At 64.1% G+C, this 20,056-nt stretch carries 20 protein-coding genes; 8 read left to right on the top strand and 12 right to left on the bottom strand.

The window, feature by feature from the left end; translation table 11 throughout:
- Positions 1 to 12: 12 nt before the first annotated feature.
- Entirely contained in the window at positions 13 to 153 is a 141-nt protein-coding gene (locus tag AC6I6S_RS03550) for a hypothetical protein (RefSeq protein WP_497948355.1), read from the bottom strand.
- A gap of 388 nt (positions 154 to 541) precedes the next feature.
- Between AC6I6S_RS03550 and AC6I6S_RS03545 the strand changes: the two genes are divergently transcribed.
- Complete coding sequence (locus AC6I6S_RS03545; protein WP_497948354.1) at positions 542 to 1,210, top strand: hypothetical protein; 669 nt, start codon at positions 542 to 544, stop codon at positions 1,208 to 1,210.
- Positions 1,211 to 1,385: 175 nt separating this feature from the next.
- Here AC6I6S_RS03545 and AC6I6S_RS03540 read toward each other — a convergent pair whose 3' ends face one another.
- From AC6I6S_RS03540 to AC6I6S_RS03530, 3 genes are all read right to left on the bottom strand, one after another.
- Entirely contained in the window at positions 1,386 to 2,582 is a 1,197-nt protein-coding gene (locus AC6I6S_RS03540) for a hypothetical protein (protein WP_497948353.1), read from the bottom strand.
- Positions 2,583 to 3,192: 610 nt separating this feature from the next.
- Positions 3,193 to 3,957 (bottom strand): VOC family protein, encoded by a 765-nt coding sequence (locus AC6I6S_RS03535; RefSeq protein ID WP_497948352.1) that lies wholly within the window; start codon positions 3,955 to 3,957, stop codon positions 3,193 to 3,195.
- Between the two features lie 89 nt (positions 3,958 to 4,046).
- Entirely contained in the window at positions 4,047 to 5,741 is a 1,695-nt protein-coding gene (locus AC6I6S_RS03530) for a Na+/H+ antiporter NhaC family protein (protein WP_497948350.1), read from the bottom strand.
- Between the two features lie 524 nt (positions 5,742 to 6,265).
- Here AC6I6S_RS03530 and AC6I6S_RS03525 point away from each other — a divergent pair.
- A complete protein-coding gene (locus AC6I6S_RS03525; protein WP_497948349.1) occupies positions 6,266 to 6,799 on the top strand; it encodes a response regulator in 534 nt (177 codons plus the stop codon).
- A 55-nt stretch (positions 6,800 to 6,854) separates the two neighbouring features.
- Here the strand turns inward: AC6I6S_RS03525 and AC6I6S_RS03520 are convergent, their stop codons facing one another.
- On the bottom strand, positions 6,855 to 7,325 hold the full coding sequence (locus AC6I6S_RS03520) for a TIGR04206 family protein (RefSeq protein WP_497948348.1): 471 nt from the start codon (positions 7,323 to 7,325) through the stop codon (positions 6,855 to 6,857).
- Complete coding sequence (locus AC6I6S_RS03515; protein ID WP_497948347.1) at positions 7,322 to 8,431, bottom strand: OBG GTPase family GTP-binding protein; 1,110 nt, start codon at positions 8,429 to 8,431, stop codon at positions 7,322 to 7,324. The genes AC6I6S_RS03520 and AC6I6S_RS03515 overlap by 4 nt, the downstream gene beginning before the upstream one ends.
- A 128-nt stretch (positions 8,432 to 8,559) precedes the next feature.
- On the opposite strand from AC6I6S_RS03515, the gene AC6I6S_RS03510 reads away from it, so the two are divergent.
- On the top strand, positions 8,560 to 8,763 hold the full coding sequence (locus tag AC6I6S_RS03510; protein WP_497948346.1) for a VNG_1110C family protein: 204 nt from the start codon (positions 8,560 to 8,562) through the stop codon (positions 8,761 to 8,763).
- A 25-nt stretch (positions 8,764 to 8,788) separates the two neighbouring features.
- Here the strand turns inward: AC6I6S_RS03510 and AC6I6S_RS03505 are convergent, their stop codons facing one another.
- Positions 8,789 to 10,075 (bottom strand): TiaS agmantine-binding domain-containing protein, encoded by a 1,287-nt coding sequence (locus AC6I6S_RS03505; RefSeq protein WP_497948345.1) that lies wholly within the window; start codon positions 10,073 to 10,075, stop codon positions 8,789 to 8,791.
- 154 nt (positions 10,076 to 10,229) lie between these two features.
- On the opposite strand from AC6I6S_RS03505, the gene AC6I6S_RS03500 reads away from it, so the two are divergent.
- Positions 10,230 to 11,198, top strand: a complete 969-nt coding sequence (locus tag AC6I6S_RS03500) for a transcriptional regulator (protein WP_497948344.1) — start codon at positions 10,230 to 10,232, stop codon at positions 11,196 to 11,198.
- A gap of 8 nt (positions 11,199 to 11,206) precedes the next feature.
- Here AC6I6S_RS03500 and AC6I6S_RS03495 read toward each other — a convergent pair whose 3' ends face one another.
- Positions 11,207 to 11,455: a glutathione S-transferase N-terminal domain-containing protein gene (locus AC6I6S_RS03495; RefSeq protein WP_497948343.1), complete on the bottom strand. Its 249-nt coding sequence runs from the start codon at positions 11,453 to 11,455 to the stop codon at positions 11,207 to 11,209.
- Between the two features lie 63 nt (positions 11,456 to 11,518).
- The gene (locus AC6I6S_RS03490; RefSeq protein WP_497948342.1) at positions 11,519 to 12,916 is read right to left on the bottom strand and encodes an NCS2 family permease; all 1,398 of its coding nucleotides are present in this window, start codon (positions 12,914 to 12,916) and stop codon (positions 11,519 to 11,521) included.
- 208 nt (positions 12,917 to 13,124) lie between these two features.
- Here AC6I6S_RS03490 and AC6I6S_RS03485 point away from each other — a divergent pair, with 208 nt between their 5' ends.
- Positions 13,125 to 13,787 carry a potassium channel family protein gene (locus tag AC6I6S_RS03485; RefSeq protein WP_497948341.1) on the top strand — a complete coding sequence of 221 codons (663 nt, stop codon included), beginning with the start codon at positions 13,125 to 13,127 and terminating at the stop codon, positions 13,785 to 13,787.
- 196 nt (positions 13,788 to 13,983) lie between these two features.
- Here the strand turns inward: AC6I6S_RS03485 and AC6I6S_RS03480 are convergent, their stop codons facing one another.
- Positions 13,984 to 15,030 (bottom strand): DNA methyltransferase, encoded by a 1,047-nt coding sequence (locus AC6I6S_RS03480; protein WP_497948340.1) that lies wholly within the window; start codon positions 15,028 to 15,030, stop codon positions 13,984 to 13,986.
- A gap of 126 nt (positions 15,031 to 15,156) precedes the next feature.
- Here AC6I6S_RS03480 and AC6I6S_RS03475 point away from each other — a divergent pair, with 126 nt between their 5' ends.
- Positions 15,157 to 16,125: a calcium/sodium antiporter gene (locus AC6I6S_RS03475; protein ID WP_497948339.1), complete on the top strand. Its 969-nt coding sequence runs from the start codon at positions 15,157 to 15,159 to the stop codon at positions 16,123 to 16,125.
- A gap of 87 nt (positions 16,126 to 16,212) precedes the next feature.
- Positions 16,213 to 17,214, top strand: a complete 1,002-nt coding sequence (locus AC6I6S_RS03470) for a glutathione S-transferase family protein (RefSeq protein WP_497948338.1) — start codon at positions 16,213 to 16,215, stop codon at positions 17,212 to 17,214.
- A gap of 51 nt (positions 17,215 to 17,265) precedes the next feature.
- On the opposite strand, the gene AC6I6S_RS03465 is transcribed toward AC6I6S_RS03470, so the two are convergent.
- A complete protein-coding gene (locus tag AC6I6S_RS03465; protein WP_497948337.1) occupies positions 17,266 to 18,066 on the bottom strand; it encodes an NAD-dependent epimerase/dehydratase family protein in 801 nt (266 codons plus the stop codon).
- A gap of 70 nt (positions 18,067 to 18,136) precedes the next feature.
- Positions 18,137 to 19,405, bottom strand: a complete 1,269-nt coding sequence (locus tag AC6I6S_RS03460) for a DUF7405 family protein (RefSeq protein WP_497948336.1) — start codon at positions 19,403 to 19,405, stop codon at positions 18,137 to 18,139.
- A 146-nt stretch (positions 19,406 to 19,551) separates the two neighbouring features.
- Here AC6I6S_RS03460 and AC6I6S_RS03455 point away from each other — a divergent pair, with 146 nt between their 5' ends.
- Entirely contained in the window at positions 19,552 to 20,034 is a 483-nt protein-coding gene (locus AC6I6S_RS03455; protein WP_497948335.1) for an SRPBCC family protein, read from the top strand.
- Positions 20,035 to 20,056 lie beyond the last annotated feature (22 nt).

Here is a 20,056-nt window from a genome sequence, read left to right as displayed (position 1 = left end):
TGCCGTGGCGCGTTACTCGTTTTCGAGTGCGTTGTAGATCTCTCGATTCGAGTCCCGGTCTGCCGCTGCCACTCGCTGGAAGAGTTCTCGTCGGATGTCGTCCATCACTTCATCGAGCGGGGAACCGGACTCTGTACCTTCCCCGGTCGTCATATGCAGAGTATCAGTCCCGACTGCGGTTAATCGCTCGGGGTAGACGAGTCACCGGTTGGTTCGTCCAGCCCAGACCGGATACAGTCGTCGCGCGACTGTTCACTCTCGCCCACGAGGTTACTCTCGTCAGCGTGAGAACGGAGATATTCGATGGTTTTCGATTCGTTGACGGTGATCTGATCGGTACCGAACTGCTCGAGTATCGTCCTGGTTTCGTCATCGTACTCGAACCGATATTCGGTGTGGAAGGAGAACACATTCGTCGTGTTGAGCGTACCGTGCCTGTTTGCGTCGAGTGGGGTTGGCGCACACGTCCGCGGTTTTTGGATCTATGTCGGTTGGCCATCACTACCGGAGATTTATATTCGCGGTAGTATATTTGACACGTATGGACGAGAAACCACACACTCGCGGAACGACCCGACGAACGGTTCTCAGATCGGGTGCGTTCGTTGTCGGCGGCGGGGCCGTTTTTGCCACGAGCGTTTTCGCCGGCAGCAAGGCGGGTTTCGTCGGCGGTTCGGACGACGAGACGCCGGCAGTGCTCGAGGACCCGGAGATCGTAGCAGCACTCGAGGATACGAAGATGGTGATTCGAGGATTCGATCTCTCCGAGGCGGAAACCGCGCGACTCCCGAAAACCCACTCCGACGTGGATCGACTGGAGGAGGCAGCGCTAGCGATCGTCACACGGAGCGAGTTCCCGGCACACGAACGGCTGATCGACCTGCTCAACGGCGGGACTGGCGTGGCACTCGCCGGACGGGACGCGTCTCGAGCGTACCTTGCCGAACTGCACGATATCCCCGAACGCGACGTCTCGGATTCGCTGCGAGGACGCGACGACAGTGGCGACGGTGAACTGGACGGGTCGTACGGGATCACGCTCTCGCCGGAAACCGGCCGGAACGAGGTCGTGATGGTGGTTCCCGGTCGGGACCCGATGACGTCCGCTCGAGGCCAGATTGCCGCCGATTCGCCGGGAGACGATCGATTTCTCGAGGAAGCGTTGACGGTCTACGCGAAAGCTCACGTCACACGAGACGCGCGTACCTGAGACTCCCGGCCCGTTTCTACCGGCGGCTTGCGCCGACGCTCGTCAGTACGGGTCCGTCGGCGCGGCGTGACCGGTCCAAGAAATTCGGACATGAGGGCTCGAAAGAAGAGTCGTGATTACGAGAGAGCTTCGATCTCTCGAAGGTCCTCGTCGTTTACGACGGCGAGCACATCACTCAGAACGACAGCCAGTTGTATTCGGTTTCATCGAGGTAACTGTTCGTTCCCCACGTTCGCGACCACTTGACGGACAGTTCTTGGTCGTACCAAACGCCCGACTTCTCGCTGTCGAACGTACACACCGTACTCGGGTGGGGATGCCACGCGTTATCGGCATAAACGGAGTCGCTGTTGATGTCGCAGTCCCACATCGCCCAGTCGTCGACCGAATTAAAGCTCGGTTCGACCTCGACCATCGGAATGTCGTAACTGCGACTGATCGACGCGCTGTCAGTCGACAGCGTGTACGAAATCGACTGCTGCGTTTCCGTTCCACCGGGACTGTACGAACGCATACTCCCCGAGAAGGGAAGGATCACCTTGTGCTCGAATTCGGAGTTGCGCCGATAGCTCAGATCACAGTTGCTACCGTCGTCCCGGCTCGGTGTGAGATGAGTCGGGCTCTCGAACACGATATCCTGAGCAGCTCGGTCCTGCTTTGCGACGACGTACGTCTGGAGCTCACCGCCGTTACAGTTTTCGTAGTAGTTGCTCACTTCGGCTTGGTCGTCGAACGCCGAAGCGATCGTGGGCTCGTTTTCCCGTTCGAGGTAGCTCTTTTCGTACACCGAGAGAGCCTCTTCGAAGAACCGACCGTCACCGGGTACCCCGGCACCGTTCGTCACACCGATCTGTCCGCGAGCAGAGACAGTGCGGCCGGCTTCCGGCCGTGAAGCCAGCATCATGACTTCACTTCGACCCGTGTTCGGTGAGATAGTGATTCCGTAGGAGTCGTCGAGTTTCGTCGAACTCACGCTCGGCCGATCTGGGTTCTCTCTGAGTTGCGCTACCCCCGTGACGTCCTCGAGTTCGGCGAGGAACGTCCGCGACGCGTCCCGCCCGGCGAGTGCCACGCCAGTCCCGCCGTTGAGCAGGTCGATCAGCCGTTCGTGTGCCGGAAACGTTCCCGGAGTGAACACGGCAAGATCCGCGTCCTCCAGCCGATCGACGTCGGAGTCTATCTTGGGGAGCCTCTCTCTTTCCGCTTTCGAGAAGTCGAACCCCCGCACAGCAATCCGGGTTTTGTCGAAGTCCGCCGTAAGTTTACTGTTCGATCCGCTGGCGGTTACGGTCCCCATACCCAGGCCGACCGCACCGAGTCCGCTCGCTTTCAGCACTGTTCGTCGGTTCCAGTCGCGTTCTTTGTCCTGCATGATACAACTACTGGTAATTCCAATAAGATATAAATATTGGTGATAGTGTATGTCAGTCCTTTTAATATGATGCGGCAGTCACACAGCGCTCCCCGTCTTTACGTTACTTCCACCCGCTCACAGAGCCAGCTGACCGGACACGACCGTCGAGCACACCCGTTTCTCACAGATGGGAAACTACTGTTACCGAGTTACAGACTACTGTTAGGGGTTACGAGCGATCCGAACACGAAGCGGAAAAATCGATGACCGCTGCTCGGCGACTAGACGAACGAGGGTATACAGACGAGGTGCATCTCGGACCGGACAGATCGCCCGCTACGAGGGGGAAGATCCCGGTCGCCCGACGAGGAGGGTGGTCTACAACTCGAGGGGGGACTCGCTGAAACGGACGCTCGTCGACTCTGGTACGGGATCGACATGGTTTCGCTGACCGTTGTTGAACGCCGCAACCGGATGATCGGAGTCGAATGGCCGAGAAATATTCCCGCTCGAGGACCTCGATTTCGTAGCTGTCGACTGCCACTCTTTCCGGTCGCGTTTCTTCCTGCCGGTCAGCCACCACTCGCGCAACAATCTGGAGCAAAAAGCCGCTCGCTCCGCTCGCGGACTACTCCCGCTCGAGGATCTCGATCTCGTGGCCGTCCTGGTCCTTCGTGAAGGCGTAGTTGTTGTCACAGGACTCCGGATCCCGATACTCGTCAGCCTCGCGCTCCATCAGCGTCTCCCAGTCGTCCTGGAGGTCGTCGGCGCGGACACAGAGGTGTCCCCAGGCGTCGCCGAGGTCGTAGGAGCGGCCGTCGTAGTTGTAGGTAAGTTCGACGGCCATCTCCTCGGGAGCGGCGTCCTCGGGCTTCAGGAAGTAGTTCGCGAACGAATCCGACTCCCAGCGGCCGGTGTGTTCGTACTCGAACTTCCGGGTCCAGAAGCCGATCGCCTCGTCGGCGTCCTCGACGCGGATCATGGTGTGGTCGATCGACCAGCGGGCGCCCTCGTCGCGTTGGACGATCTCGATCTCGTGGCCGTCGGGGTCCTTCACGAACGCGTAGCGACCGCCACAGGACTCGGGGTCGCGGTAGTCCTCGACGCCCGCCTCCATTAGCCCCTCGTAGGCGTCCTCGAGTTCGCCCTCGGGGACGCGAACCGCGATGTGACCCCAGGCGTCGCCCATCTCGTAGCTGTTGTCGCCATGGTTGTAGGTCAACTCGAGCATCGCGCCGTCGTCGTGGACGTTTTCGGGGGCGAGGTAGACGTTGGTGAACGTCTCCGCCTCCCAGCGTCCCTTCTCCTCGAAGTCCAGGTGGTTCTGGTACCACTCGAGTGACTCCTCGAGGTCTTCGACGCGCATCATGACATGGTCGAGCGTCGCGTGCATGGTCAGAACCTCAGTCGCCGGCGGCAAAAGGATAGCGGAGGCGGCTACTGCGGCCGCGAGTCACCGGTTCGGTTCGAAACGGTCCGTGGTCACTCCCCGCCGCTACCGGTCGAGGCAGTGCGATCGGTCCGCGCCTCTTCGGTTCCGGGCTCGGTCCGGGAGGCGATCGGATCGACGCCCTTGCGCCGGGCGTCGAGTTCCGAGAGGCCGTAGACGAGTCCGACCAGCAACAGCACGCCGAGTGGCAGGAAGACCACCGGCGGGACGTTGAGGTAGCCGTAGAGCGCATAACAGAGGGTGACGACGACGATCACGGTCGTCGCGTAGTAAAACTGCGTCCGGACGTGATCGATCAGGTCCGCGCCGGTGAACGTCGAAGAGAGGACGGAGGTGTCCGAGATCGGTGAGGTGTGATCGCCGAAGATCGCCCCGGAGAACACCGCGCCGACGATAATCGGCATTAGTTCGAACGTCCCGGTCAGTTCGTATGCGACGCGGATCGCGATCGGGGTAACGATCCCCATGGTCGCCCACGACGACCCCATCGTGAACGCGATGAACGCGGCGACGAACAGCACGACGATCGGTAGCAGTTCGGCCGAAACGACCCCCTCTGCGACGCCAGCGACGTAGTCGCCGGTTCCGACGGCCTCGGCGACCGCGCTGATCGACCACGCGAGCACGAGGATCGTCACCGCGGTGAGCATGATGCCGAAGCCGTCGATGACGGTATCCATCCCGTCGCCGAGGTCGAACAGGTCGTAGGCGAGCCCGATGACGATGGCGGTGAATACCATCGCGAACGAGCCCCAGACGAGTGCCGCGGCGAAGTCGCCGGCGCCGATGACGTCGACGAGTACCTGCAACGTGCCCTCCTCCCCCATCACGGTCCCGAGGTCGGTCGACGCTCCCTCCTCGAGTTGGTCCTCGATCCACTCTTGGTATCCCGTCCAGAACGCTCCCGCAAGGGTGACGACGATCAACACGACGACCGGCGTGAAGAACGTTCGCAGCATCGGCCGATCCTCGATCGGCGCGCCGAGATCCGACTCGACTTCCTGGAGCGGCGTGGCGTCCTCCCGGCTGACGTTTCCGGTCTTCCAGGAGCGGTGTTCCGCGTCGAGCATCTCCCCGTAATCCCGGCGCGTGTAGACGATGATCGCGACCATGACGATCGCGAGCAGTGCGTAGGTGTTGTACGGAATCGATTGAGCAAACGTCGCGAACGCGCCGGGGGTCTCCCCTTCCGCGACGTCGAGTTCGTCGTACCCCGCCTCGATCATCGACAGCTGAAACGCGACCCAGCTCGAGAGCGCGATCGTCGCCACCGGTGCGGCCGTCGAGTCGACGATGTAGGAGAGTTTCTCCCGCGAGATGCGCATCTGATCGGAGATCTCGCGCATCGTGCTGCCGACGATCGCCGTGTTCGCGTAGTCGTCGAAGAACATCGCGAGCCCGAGCCCCCACGTGACCAGGCCGGTGTTTCGCTGGGTCTCGAGGCGGGCAGTTGCCCAGTTTCTCACCGCAGTTGCGCCCCCGAGTCGCCAGATGAGTGCGACACCCGAACCGAGCAGCAGGGTGAAAAGCAGGATCTGGGCGTGGAAGATGTCGGCGATGGATTCTACGATCCAGGTGAACGTCTGGCCGAGCCCGAGGCTCCCGGTGTAGATCACCCCGCCCGACCAGATTCCGAGAAAGATCGACAGGATCGGTCGTCTCGTGACGATTGCCAGTACGATCGCGAGCAACGGCGGAACGAGCGACAGCGCCCCAAACTCTGACATGCGATAATAAACGTCAGGGAATAACATAACTCTAGGTATAAAATTTATTATTAATCAACACACATCAAGCCGCTAACCGACGGCTTTCGAGAGAAAGCACCCGGCGAAAATGGCTCGTCCCCACCTGACGGTGACAGAATTCTGTCTGGTTTCGCGCGGTGTCCAACCGGCCTCCATGCCTATCGATAACGAAAATCGTGGCGAGCGCCCCGACCAGAATCACTAATTGTCTCATAAATAATCACATCAATCCCGAGCCGGATCGGTCATTGACAGGAGTGGACGCCGGCGGACGGCGATACTCGACGGGTAATGGCCGGTGAAAGAGTGGATATCTGACCGTTCAAGTACCCCTTGCCAGACTATTGCGCGGCGTGAACGGACGGAATACGGCGGGAGCGCCTGCACGGAAGAGGACACTTTATGAGGTGGTTCTCTGTAGAATTGTGTCAGTGAACGGCTCATCTAATCGGCTCTCTGACTCTCTTGATGCCGCTCAAGACCGGCCCCAAACAGACGCAACAGTGCTGATAGCGGACGACGAACGACAGCTCACCGACGTCTACGCGTCCTGGCTCGAGGGAACCTACACTACCCGGACCGCCTACTCCGGTAACGAGGCGATGGATCTTCTCGACGAATCGGTGGATATCGCCGTCCTCGACCGCCAGATGCCGGGCCACTGCGGCGAAGAGGTTATTTCGACGATTCGGGACAGCGAGTTCGACTGCCGGGCCGCGATGATCTCGGCGAACGAACCCGGCCTCGAGATGCTCGACGTCGACTACGATCTCTACCAGACGAAGCCGGTAACCGATCCCGAGGAGCTCCGGGGCCTCCTCCAGAGTCTGCACCGCCGTAGAACGTACGACTCGGACACACAGCGGTTGCTTGCCCTGGCATCGAAGCGCGACGATATCGAATCGTACGTTTCGAAGGCACAACTCGACGGATCGGCGAAGTACACCGAACTATGTGACGAACTCGAGACGCTGTATGCGGACGTACCAAGCGCAAAAGAGGCTCTCGAGGCCGAGGGATTACCCACGTCGTTCTGAGTCGCGACACAGGGTCGGAGTGCCGTCCGGGTTCGACTTTCGGCGACAGTCACGATCATCTCCCGAGGTACACCCAGCCCGCAAGTGCGAGCGCGTGAATCGCGCCGAGCGGTATCGCGGTTCTGTTCGGGTCGACGCCGAACCCCGAGGCGACCGACAGCACGACGATCGCGACAAGGGCGAACAGTCCGGCGGTCACCCGCTGGTCGGTGCCGAATCGGCGGGTCGCCGCCCAGCACAGTGCGAACGCATAGCAGGCGGCGCCGAGTGGCCACCGTTCGATATGCTCGGGCGTCGGTCCGGGCTGGTCGAGAAACGCTGAAATTGGCGTTAACTGGCCGCTCTCGACGACGAGGGTGCCCCACGGAAAAAGCAGCGTCGTCTCCGCGGTTCGGATCACTACCCAGGGGACGATCAGCGGGGAGAGCAACGCGAGCCACCGGAGCACGGAACGTCGAGTACCGGCAACAGCCGGTGTCGAATGGGCGTCCGGGTCGGCGGACGAGCCCCCGTCGGCGTCGGTCACCGCCGTAAAATCAGCTTCAGGACGTCTTCGTCCTCGAGGACGTGCTGATCGCCCACTTGCTGTTCGTCGTGGGTCGCGCTCGGCCCCGAGACGCGGGCGAAGCGAAAGCGTTCCTCGAACTCGCCACCGAGTTTCCCGACTGCGTCCTCGATCGTCGCCCCGCGCTCGAGCATCAGCGGCTCCTCGTAGTCGACGCCGCGGCCGGGTTTGTCCATGTACACCCGGATCAGGTCGAGGTTGTCCCACATCCGGTCTTTGAGCGCCTCGAGGCCCTTCTCGGCCTCGGCGCTGATGAACGTCACCTCCCCGGGGTCGAGGCCGCGCTCTGCGAGCTGGGCGTCGACGTCTTCTTTGTACTCCGGATTGATCAGGTCGACCTTGTTGACGCAGGTGATCGAGGGAATGTACTCGCGGTTCTCCATCAGCCCGTCGATGAGCCGGTCGATGCTCACTTTCTCGCCGAGATTGAGGTCGGCGTTGACGTATCCCTGGTCGCGCAGCACCTCCTTGATCGTCCCCTCGTCGAGATCCTGGTCTGCACTCGAGGTGACCTTGATCCCGTCTTTGATCTTCGGACGAACCGTCACCCGCGGCGGCTCCTGGTCGACCCGGATGTTGATGTCGTACAGCTCCTCCTGCAGCCGGTCGTACTGGTCGATCTCGAACACCGAGAGCACGAACAGGATGAGGTCGGCGTTGCGAACGACCGCGAGCACCTGCTTCCCGTCGCCTTTTCCCGTGGCCGCGCCCTGGATCAGTCCCGGCACGTCGAGCAACTGAATGTTCGCCCCTCGGTGTTTGCACATCCCCGGGTTGACGTCCAGCGTGGTGAACTCGTACTCGCCGGTCTCGCTCTCGGCGTTGGTCAGTGAGTTCAACAGCGAGGACTTGCCGACGCTCGGAAATCCGACGAGTGCGACCGTCGCGTCGCCCGTCTTCTCGACGGAGTAGCCGGTGCCGCCGCCCGCCGAGGACTGGTTCTCGAGTTTCTCCTTTTTCTCGGCGAGCTTCGACTTCAGTCGGCCGATGTGGGCCTCCGTCGACTTGTTGTAGGGCGTGCTGGCGATCTCGTCTTCGATCTCCTGGATCTCCTCCTCGAGCCCCATTTACCTACACTCTGCCGTTCGTATCGAAAAACCCTTTCCATGCGGCGGCAGCAGCGGGGCGTTCACCACCGACCGACCCGACTTCGACACACATAAACGACGGGGAACACATCATTCGATCGTACGTAATGCCAGACCCGTCGCGGCTGCGTGACAGCACCCAGATCGTTCTCCCGGAAGACGCAATCAGAGGCCTCGAGTCACAACTCGACGACGAGTTCATGGTCACGATCTTCGAGGAGTGTGAGGGGTACTGTCGGATCATCGGCAGCCCGGTCGAGATCAAGCAGGCGAGTCAGTTCCTCACTCGCCACGGCGTGAGTCTTCCGTAGCCCGCGAGGGCCGCGCCAACCCCCGTCACCGCTCCGGATGGGTCAGGCCACCGAACCCGCCGCGAACCAGCGGCTTCGCGATGTGTCGCCGCGCACACGGTGGCACCTCGTACCAGCCTCGCTCGAGATCTCGCTCGAGTTCCACACGATCCTTCTCGGCCGCGACCGTTTTACAGCCCCGACAGCGGTAGCCCTGACCGCGTCCGGCACTTTTCATCGTCCGTCCGCAGTCCGGACAGGTCGGCGTCACCCGCTCTGTGGTCACCAGGTCGCGAACGGCGAACTTCTCGAGTTTCAGCGTTCCCCGCGACACCTCGCCACAGACCGTGAGCCGGTCACCCTCCCGTAGCGAGCGAACCCGGTCGCGAAACCGCTTGGTCGGCTCGAAGGCGGCGCACTCGAGAAGCGTCTCTCCGGTTTCGACACGCGCGTCTTCGGCGGCGATTTCGACGAAAACGTGGCCGCCGCGGCGGGTTTCCGGCGCGCCGACGACCCGGCCGTCGACCCGGTAGGCCCGGTCGTCTTCGAGTTCCGAGAGCGGGCCCTCGCGGAGGTGAGCGTCGGTTCCCTGGTTAGTCATGAACAGCTGCCGCGTCGCGACCGGTTCGCTCTCGATCATCTCTGCGGCCTCCCGAACGGCGCCAGGATCGTCGCCGCGGATCCCGTGGAGGATCGGACCGGGCGTGTGTGGCACGCAGACCAGTTCGTTCTCGCCGCGGTCGACGGTGTCCCAGACGTCGGGATAGCCGGCGTCGGCCGCCGCGAAGACGCTCTCGGCGTCGACCGCACGCGGCGTCCCCCACCGGTCCGGCTCCCGGTAGGAGATGCACTCCCAGGTCCAGTCGTCGAACGCGAGCGGGCTCCCGACTGCGGCGAGCGCACCGATCCGCCCGCGACCGTTTCCGGCCCCCCAGCTTCGGTACGCTGCGGACTCGAGCAACGCTTCGGCGTCGGCGATCTCGAGGTGCTCGCGAACCGCCCGAGCCGCGAACGCTCGGACGGCGTCTGGAGCGCCCTCCGCGGCGTGATCGGCGACGACGAGTCCGGGGTTCGTCCGCTCGTCGGCCGTCTCGGCGAGGGACTCGAGCGTCTCTCGAGCGATATCGAACGCGACCTCGGAATCACACTCCGTGTGGATCGCCAGCGCCGCGTTCCCGCGCGTCTTGTACTCGACAGCGGGGTTGAGTCGGACGAGCAGGAGCCGCTCCACACGGCCGTGGTCGGCGAGACGGTCGGCGATCTGCGCGGCGACGTACGTGGTGCACATTCCTCGTTCGCGGGAGTCGGTATCGTCCAGTCCGACGACGGTCATCGTTCGATCGTTGCTCCTCGAGGGAGTAACGGGTTTCGGGAGGCGGAGCGGATGATGGTATATAAGTATGTTCCCCCGCAGGCCGAAAACCGCAAGACTGCACGCCGCACAACCAGAGAAACCTTCTTATATCAGGAGTCGCTTACTTTTCCCTATGTCCCGGACCGCACTGGTCGGAAACGTCACCGCGATGCTCGAGGACGCGGGGTTTACGGTTAGTGACCGGTGTGCGATCCGACCGAAGAGCTTCGACGTCGCCGCTCGGCGGGGAGGCGACCTGTTGCTCGTGAAGATACTGGGTAACGTCGACGCGTTCAACGAGGCGACCGGCCACGAGATGCGCCGACTCGGGAGCTACCTGCGGGCGACACCGCTCGTCATCGGGCTGCGAAGCCGCGACGAGGACCTGAAACCCGACGTCGTCTACTTCCGCCACGGCGTGCCCGCACTGAGTCCCGACACCGCCTACAACCTCTTCATCGAGGACGTTCCACCGCTGATCTACGCGGCACCCGGCGGGCTGTACGTCAACATCGACGGCGACCTGCTCGCCGACGAGCGCGAGGGCCGCGAGCTGAGTCTCGGCCAACTCGCCGGCGAACTCGGCGTCTCCCGGCGAACCGTCTCGAAGTACGAGGACGGGATGAACGCCTCGATCGAGGTGGCGATGGCCCTGGAGGAGCTGTTCGATACCGAACTCACGAGTCCGGTCGACGTCCTCGACGGCGCCGACGAGGTCCACCAGAGCGAGCCGACGCCGGACGACCCCGATGCCGATCCGGACGACGAGGAGGTCGTCACGGTGCTCACTCGTGCCGGGTTCAGAGTCCACCCCACGCTTCGCTCGCCGTTCAAGGCGGTTAGTGAGGACGAAGAGGAGGACGACGACGTCGTCCTCACGGGCAACTCCCAGCTAACGAAGGCCGCCGAAAAACGGGCCCGGATCATGGGCTCGATCGGCCGGGTCGCTCACACCCGCTCGGTCTACTTCGTCGACAAGGCCAACCGCGACTCCATCGAGGGCACGGCGCTGGTCGAACGCGAGGAGCTCGCCGAGATGCGCGAGCCCGAAGAGCTTCGCGAGGTCATCCGCGAACGTTCGAGACGCGAAGAAGCGGCCTGATCCGCATCTCAGTTTCCGTACGTTTCCTCGAGGTAGTCGACGATGTCGTCGCTCTCCTCCATCCCCTCGACGCCGTGTTCTTCGTCGACGATGACGGGAACGCCGGTCTGACCGGTTAGCGATTCGACTTCGGTGCGCTCGGCGTGCGATCGAGGAACCTCGACGGAGTCGTACTCGAGGTCGAGGTCCTCGAGTTTCGTGCGGACTTTCGTACAGAACGGACAGCCTGACAGTTCGTAGAACGTAATCTCCGACATCGTCGGTGGTTCGAACGCGAGTCGTATGAGAACTGCGGTACTCGGCGGTGTTGCCGGTACCGGTTAGCCGAGCATGCCGCTCGTGTAGACGTAGAAGTAGCCGACGAGCGCGGCGGCGATCACCCACTGACCGAGGCTAACGTCGTCGTGTTCACCCATTGCGGTTTTGATGACCGGGTAGGCGATGATCCCGGCGGCGAGGCCGTTCGCGATGGAGTAGGTGAGCGGCATGATCGTGATCGTCAGACCGGCTGAAACCGCCCAGGCGGGGTCGTTCCAGTCGACGTCGAGGACGCCCTGAAGCATGATGATGCCGACCACCACGAGTGCGATGAACGAGGCGTACGCGGGAATCAATGCGATCAACGGGATGGCGACCAGCGAAACGAGAAAGAGGACGCCGACGACCAGCGCGGTCAGCCCGGTCCGCCCGCCCTCCTCGATCCCCGTCGAGGACTCGATGTAGGTCGTCACCGTCGAGGTGCCGACCATCGCTCCCACCGTCGTCCCGACGGCGTCTGCCATCAGCGGTTTTTCCATTTCGGGGAGGTCGCCCTCCTCGTCGAGGAAGCCGCCGAACTGCGAGACGCCGATGAGCGTCCCCGCGGTGTCGAAGAAGTCGACGAAGAAGAACGTGAAGACGACCAGCGTGAACGTGAGCGGGTCGACATCCCGAAGCCCGTCGATAAAGGCTCCGACCAGCGGCGTGATGTCGTACTGCGGAGAGAGGACAGCGGCAAAACTCAGCTCACCCGTTTCCTGGTTGACGAGGGCCTGAGGGAGCGCCGCCTCGGTGCTCGCCAGGTTCGCCATCCAGGCGAGCCAGCCGATGAGGGTCGTTCCGAGAATGCCGATGATGATCGAACCGGTAACGCCGCGAGCCCACAGCATAAACGTGACCGCGAGTCCGGCGAGTCCGAGCAGTGCACCGGGCGACTGAGCGATCGGCGCGAGTTCGACGAGCACAGCCTCGTCTCCGACGACGATCCCCATCTCCTGGAGGCCGATGAACAGCAGGAAGACGCCGATGCCGGCGCCGACGGAGAACTTGACGGGCTCAGGAAAGAGGCTGATGACGTACTTGCGCGCCCCGACGGCCGTGATCAGAATGAAGATAATTCCTTCGACGAAGACGGCCGCGAGCGCGGTCTGCCAGGGTATCCCCAGCCCGATAACGACGGTGTAGGCGAAAAAGGCGTTCAGCCCCATTCCCGGTGCGAGACCGAACGGCCGGTTCGCCCAGAACGCCATGACGGCGATCGCCGCGACCGAGGCGATGATCGTCGCGATCGCGATCATCTGGACGACTTCGACGTACGCGTAGCCCGGTATTTCGATCGCGTCGGCCAGAATGAACGGGTTGACCAGAATAATGTACGACATCGCGAGGAACGTCGTGACCCCGGCGATCGTCTCGGTGCCAACGTCCGTACCGTGTCTCTCGAGTTCGAAGTACCCCATCTTGGACGTTCGAGCATAGATACAGCGGTGATTTAAATGTTCCCGTCCGAGTTCGCCCCCATCTATGCAATTACGTGCATATCCGGGACTGGACACGGACCGAAGCGGTCGATCACCTCACGCGATTTCCGGACCCGCATCGCTACCGACGACAGCAATGCGGCGTCGGGACCAACGTATTTGACCCCCGCTCCCGTACCAGTCTGGCATGAAGTTTGTTATCGTGGGATACGGTCGGGTCGGGTCGCGAACGGCACGCATCCTGGCGGAGGAGGGCCACGAGGTCATCGTCGTCGACAACGACCGCGACCGCGCCGACCGCGCCGACCGAGACGGCTTCGAGGCGCTCGTCGGGGACGGTGCGGACGAGGAGGTCCTGCTCGAGGCCGGGATCGAGGATGCGACCGCCGTCGGCGCGATGACGCCCGATCTCAACGTCAACTTCGCCGCCTGTATGGTCGGAACCCACCACGACTGTCGAACCGTGCTCCGGATCGACGAGGACTACCGCGAGGACATCTATAAGAAGTACGCCCAGGACGTCGACGAGATCATCTACCCCGAACGGCTCGGAGCCGCGGGGGCGAAAACCGCGATGCTCGGCGGCGACTTCAACGTCGTCGCCGATCTCGCGGCGAACCTCCAGCTTACCGTCCTCGAGATCGGCGAGGGATCGCCCGCCGTCGGCAAGCGAATCAGCGAACTCGAGTTGCCCGCCACGGCCCGGATCTACGCCCACGGCCGGTCCCACGAGTCGCTGACGATTCCGCTTCCCGGGACCGAACTCGCCGCCGGCGACGAGGTCGCGCTCATCACCGAAACCAACCAGCTGGACGAGGTGCGGGCGATGCTGTTGCCGACCGAAGCCTGAGCGAGTCGGACCGACGGTTGTGGCGATCTGAGACGCCGTCTGAAAGGAGCGAACGAAGTGGTATGCAAGGCGCGCGGGGGGAAGGATGGGAACTAATTATATCGTACGTGCGCGCCTGCTTCTGACAGATTCGGCCGGTAGATTATAAAACCGCGTCAGACGGACGTGTGACGCCACAAGCGTGCGTCTCGTCCCATCACTCCGGCCGGTCGGTCCGAAACACGAGCACGTTCTGGTGGACCATCGACGGAACGAACGAAAACGGATAGCCGTAGACGTGGAGGTCCTTCAGCGGATCGTACCAGATCAGGTTCGCAGCGAGCGTCATCGACGTGGCGTCCGTGATCGCTCGAGCGAGGTCGGCCGAGAGGAACTCGTAGGACTGCTCGCGGTACATGTCCCCGATAAAGACGACGACGTAGCCGCCGGGGGCGACCGCCTCGGTGAAGCTGTCGAACCTGGCGGCCATCTCCGCGAGCCACTCGGCTTTCGTCTGTGCTGGGGGTTCATCGCCCGTTCCCGCGTCCGGACCCTCACTCGGTTCCACGCCCTCGAACGAGCCCAGTTTGCTCTCCCGCATCTCCTGTCTGTTACGGGTTTGCTCGAGTTCGTCCATACGCCAGTAGGGAACGTCGGTCAGCAGGAGATCGACCGAGTCAGCCGAGAGCTCGTCGATCAGTACCCCACAGTCGCCGTGGCGCATCTCCTGTTCCGCCAGCGGCGCCTCGCCGCGGGCGCGTCGCTCCTCGTTCTCGCGCTCGAGAACCGTCTCGTAGAGTTCGATCCACCGCTCGGTTCGTTCGAAGCCGATTGCCTCCCGGAGTCCGGTTCCCTCGTGTTCGCAGAAACTTGCGCCCAGCAAGGTGCCGCCGACGCCTGCAAACGGGTCGAGAACGGTGTCGCCGGCCTTGCTGAACCGCTCGATGAGGTCCGCACACAGTCGTGGCGGCTTCTGGCCGCCGTGTTCGCTCCGCAGGTCGTGCTGGACGTCCGGCGGATACCGCTCGGCGATCACCGACTTCGTGGCGAACTTCCACTCCCGGCCCGTGAGGTCGTTGACCCGGTTGCGCTCGTCGTAGATCCCGCGTCCCTCGAGATACGTCTGGTGGTCGGCGAGGTCGGTCGTGTCGACCACCTCGCCGTCCTCGACCGGCAGCGACTCGTCTCGAGCGCGCTCGGCGTCGAACTCGCCGTCGTCGTCGGTGAACAGGCGGCTCTGTCGGTGCCGCTCGTCGTCGCTCATACCTCGAGTCCACGTCTGAATCGCTTAAAGCCACGTGGATCGCATACCGCCTCGCACGGTCGTGGTCCCCATCTCGGTCCCGCCGCCGGCCGGGTGCTTTTGTGAGCCGGCGGTGTAAGCCAGACGATGGCCACGGTCGTCGACATCCCCGTCCTCCTGTTCTCTATCGTGTTGCTCTGGGTCGGCGCTCGCGTCCTCGTCGCGGCGGCCGCCCGCCTCGCCGCCGGCGCCGGCGTCTCACCGCTCGTGATCGGGCTCACTGTCGTCGCCTTCGGCACCTCCACCCCGGAGTTTGCCGTCACGCTCGAGGCCGCCCTTGCCGGCCAGTCGGCCGTCTCCGTGGGCAACGTCGTCGGCTCGAACGTGTTCAACCTGGGTGTCATTCTCGGCACGGTCGCCGTTATCCACCCGTTTCGCGTCTCCGAATCGCTCGTTCGCAGGGACGCCCTCGCGATGGGGGCAGCGACGGTGCTCGCGCTCGCGGCGCTGTGGGATCTTACCGTCTCGACCCTCGAGGGTCTCGTACTCTCGGGCCTGCTGATCGCGTACGTCGGTGGTCTGTTCGTCGATGCGCGTCGATCGAGCGGTGCTGGTGAGCCAAGCGGGGGCTCCGAGCCCGAAGCACGGACCGACGTCGACGAGTTCGGCTCGGCCTCGTGGCTCGACGTCCCTCGAGTGCTGGTCGGCGTGGGCCTCGTGGTCGTGGGCGGCAACCTCCTCGTCGACTCCGCGACGACGCTCGCCCGGCAGGGCGGGATCTCCGAGTGGGTGATCGGCGTCACCATCGTCGCCGCCGGAACGTCGCTCCCGGAGCTCGCGACGTCGCTCGTCGCCGCTCGTCGCGGTGAGGTTGCTATCGCCGCAGGCAACGTGATCGGCTCGAACGTGTTCAACCTCCTCGGCGTCCTCGGCGTCGCCGCGGTGGTCCGGCCGCTCGTCGTCGGTTCCGAAGCGCTCACCGGGTTCGCCTGGCTCGTCGTTCTGACCGCGGTCACGGCGTTTCTGCTCGCGACGGGGCGGCGGCTGACGCGCCTCGAGGGCGGGGCACTCGTCGCACTCGTCGCGGTCTACTGGCTGACGACCGCGCTCGTCTGAGCGGCCGGGTCGACTCACTCGAGGGGCGACGGGTCGGTGACACGACCGTTAGCGGCTTGCTTTATGTCTCGGCTACGTAACCGACGTATGAACATGCTCGTCGACGGCGAGTGGCGAACCGACGCGGACGAGTACACCGACGACGACGGCTCGTTCCAGCGCCAGGAGACCACCTTTCGAGATCGCATCCGCGACGACCCCGAGGCCGAGTTCCAGCCCGAAGCCGGCCGCTACCACCTGTACGTCTCGTACGCCTGTCCGTGGGCCCACCGGGCGCTCGTGACGCGCGCTTTGAAGGGACTCGAGGACGCGATTTCGGTCTCCGTGGTCGACCCCTACCGCGACGAGGACGGCTGGCAGTTCACGCCCGCGAAGGAGGGCTGTACGCGCGATCACGTCCACGGCGCGGACTACCTCCGGGAGCTCTACGTGCGGGCGGACCCGGAGGTCACCTGTCGCGTGACGGTTCCGGTCCTCTGGGACACCGAGCGGGATACCATCGTCAACAACGAGTCGAAGGAGATCATGCGGATGCTCGACACCGAGTTCGCGGAGTGCGCCTCGCGCGACGTCGACCTCTACCCCGAGGGCCACCAGGAGACGGTCGACGAGATCATCGACGAGATTTACGAGCCGATCAACAACGGTGTCTACAGAGCGGGCTTCGCGACCAGACAGGAACCGTACGACGAAGCGGTCGACGACCTGTTTTCGGCGCTCGAGCGCTGGAACGACACGCTGGCCGATCAGCGCTACCTCGCGGGCGACCGGCTCACGGAGGCGGATATCGCGATGTTCACCACACTGGTCCGATTCGACAACGTCTACCACACCCACTTCATGTGTAACCGGCAGTTCGTCCGCGAGTTCGAACACCTCTGGCCGTACCTCCGGGACCTGTACCAGACGCCGGGGGTCGCCGAGACGGTGAACATGGCCCAGATCAAAGAACACTACTACACGACCCACCCGGACGTCAACCCGAACCGGATCGTCGCACGGGGGCCGGATCTCGACTTCGAAGCCTCCCACGGACGCGACGATCTGCCGGGGGAGCGGCCGGCCGCGCTGGCAGAAGCGGATGACTGACCGGTCGGCGAGCTGCCTCGAGCCGCCAGTCCGCCCCCGCGAGAACCGCCGTCAGAGCGACTCGAGGCCCTCCCTCGAGCCCTCGTCGTCCTCGAGTACGATCGCGGAGTCGTCCTGTGGCCGATAGCCGAGAGAGAGCATCGTCTCGGTCAGCGAAAGGAACCGCTCGGCGTTGTTCGAGATTCCGTGGGCGGTGACGCAGGTTTCCGGGAGCGTCGCCTCGACGCTCCGCGCGAGCAGCCGCCGGCAGTCCTCCGGGCTGAGCCACATGGCGCGGGCGTAGCGCTCGCCGGGACCGTCGCGTTCGGCGCACGTCTCGCGGAGGTCGTCCCGGGAGAGCAGCCAGCCGATCCGGAGGTTGAGCACCTCGAGGCCGTGGCGGCTGGCGTAGTAATCGCCCATCGCCTCGCCGAGGACCTTCGAGACGCCGTAGTAGCTGTCGGGATCGGGAGAGTCGTCGGGTCTGGTGACCGTCGGCTGGCCGACCGTCGACTCCGGTCTGACCGACGAGGCGGTGTTCCCCATGTTCACCGCGTGGTTCGAACTCGCGAAGACGACCCGCTCGAGGCCGTTGCGAACCGCCGCCTCGTAGGCGTTGTAGACGCCGGTGACGTTCGGGTCCTCGAGGTCGTCCCACTCCGCGTCCGGCGAGGGGTTCGCCGCGAGGTGGATCAGGACGTCCTGGTCTGCGAGGGCGTCGACGAACGCCTCGCGGTCGGCGATCTCGAGCACTGTCGTGTCGAGATCCTCGTGTTCGCTGTGCGAGAAGAGCGTGAAGTCGTGCTCGGGGAGCGCCTCGAGCGCCTGTCGGCCGACGTTGCCCGACGCACCGGTGATCGCGACGCGTGTCATACCGACACGACCACGCCCGGCGACAAAGAACCGGTGCCGGGATCTGACGGCCTCCCGGGTGTCGGTACGCTTACTCGGGGTTCGGAACCGGAAGCGACCGGTGGCGCCGCGGCGGCACGAGGTAGTTCGCTCGCCGGCGCACCGTCATGTACTGGCGAATGCCGCTGTTCGCCTGGGGAACCGAGAGGTCCGAGCCGGTCATCGCCGTCCGGGTCGTCACGAAGTCGGAAATCGACCGCTGGTGGGAGAGGAAGTGGACGCCCGCCTCGCCGTCGTCGGTGGAGTTGAAGTCCCGTCGGAGGATGATCGGCTCGCCGCCCTCGCGGGCGCGGGCGGACTTCTGGGCGTGGCCGACGACGCCCCTGGTGCGGGCGTCCTCCTCGACGGTATCCTGACAGTCGTCGAGCCCGCTCGAGTCGCCCAGGTTGTGCCCGGCGCCCTCGACGCGGTCCTCGTCGGCGTGGACCGGACAGAACATCTTGCTCACGCGCTGATCGCGGCTGTCCTGTTCGTACCACTGCTCCAGGTGAAGCCGGATTCGCGAGAGCTGGGTCGTCGTTCCGTCCGCGAAGGGGCCTTCCTCGATGCTCACTCGGTCCTCGCTGGCCTGGTTCTTCCGAAAGCCCGATTTGAATCCCATGAACAGCGGGGCGTCGTCGGGAACCGGTTCCGAATCGGGAATCCCGCGAACGTCTTCCTGATTCTCCGCAGGGAGCCCCTCGCCGACGAACCCCGTCCGCCGGTCGACGACGTCGAACACTCCCTCAAGGCTGTTCTCGACGGGTAATTCGTTGAGCTCCCCGACCTCTCCGCGGAGCGCCTCCTCGGCGCTCAGCACCACGGAACCATGATTGCTGGCGAGGTGGATCAGTCCGTCGTAGGCGTCGAGTTCTGGGTCCTCGTGGGCGGCGAGCGCCTCGGGATCGGGCAGCGCCGCCGACTCGGGGAGATCCTCGTCGAACCGATCGAAGTACGCCGGCCCGTAGCCCACGGTAAAGGCGAGCCCGTCGCTGCCGCGCTCGTAGGCGCGCTCGAGCGTCTCGAAGGCGTCCTCGAGCTGGGAGCGCTCGTCGTCGGTCGGCTCGTTGCCCAGGTACTCGAGGCCGAGGAGCACGTTGTGCTCGGGCGCCAGGGCGTTGCCGTGCTCGTCCTCGAGCACGTGGTCGTTCCAGGCGTGCTGGCGCTCGGGGAGGTCAGCCGGGTCGACGCTCGACTGGGGGAGGTCGACGTCCTCGCCGCTTCCCTCGCGCTCGAGGCAGGCGGCGAGGGCGGCCGCACCGCCGATGGCGACGGCGCTGCGGACGAAGCTCCGCCGGGAGATACCGCGCGACCGGGTCATAATCGACCCTCGGGACCGGGCGCTAATGGGGGTTTTGGTGGCCGTCCAGTCGACGCCGTATGGGCTCACTCCGGCGCATCTCGTCCCCGCGGCCGACGTTGACGCCACCGACACACGTTTGACCGCACACTGCGTCATTGAATAGCATGCATCAGGTCGAATCGTTCGTGGAGATCCACGCCCCGCCCGCGGTCGTCTGGGAGGTGCTCCTCGAGTTCGACACCTATCCCGAGTGGAACCCGTTTATCCGGTCTATCGAGGGGATTCCGATCAAAGGCAGGCGACTCGAGGTCCGGATCGAACCGCCCGACTCCCGCGGGATGACGTTCAAGCCCGAAGTCGTCGTCGCGGAGGAGAACCGGCGACTCGCCTGGCTCGGTCGGCTCGTCGTCCCGTTTCTCTTCGACGGCTACCACGAGTTCCACCTCGAGCCGATCGCCGACGGTGAACGATCCTCGCCGGAGCCCGGCTCCGACGGCGGTGAGCGAACGCGGCTGCTCCAGCGGGAAACCTTCCGCGGGGCGCTCGTCCCCGTGGTGCTCGACAGGGACCGCGTCCGCCGTGGGTTCGAGGCGATGAACGGTGCGGTCAAAGAGCGCGCCGAGAGCCGGGTGAAAGCGACGGCCTGACCGGGCTGGCGTCGCAGTCACG

This window comes from Natrononativus sp. DTA114 (assembly GCF_059736515.1).
This window is presented reverse-complemented; position numbering and strand designations above follow the sequence as displayed.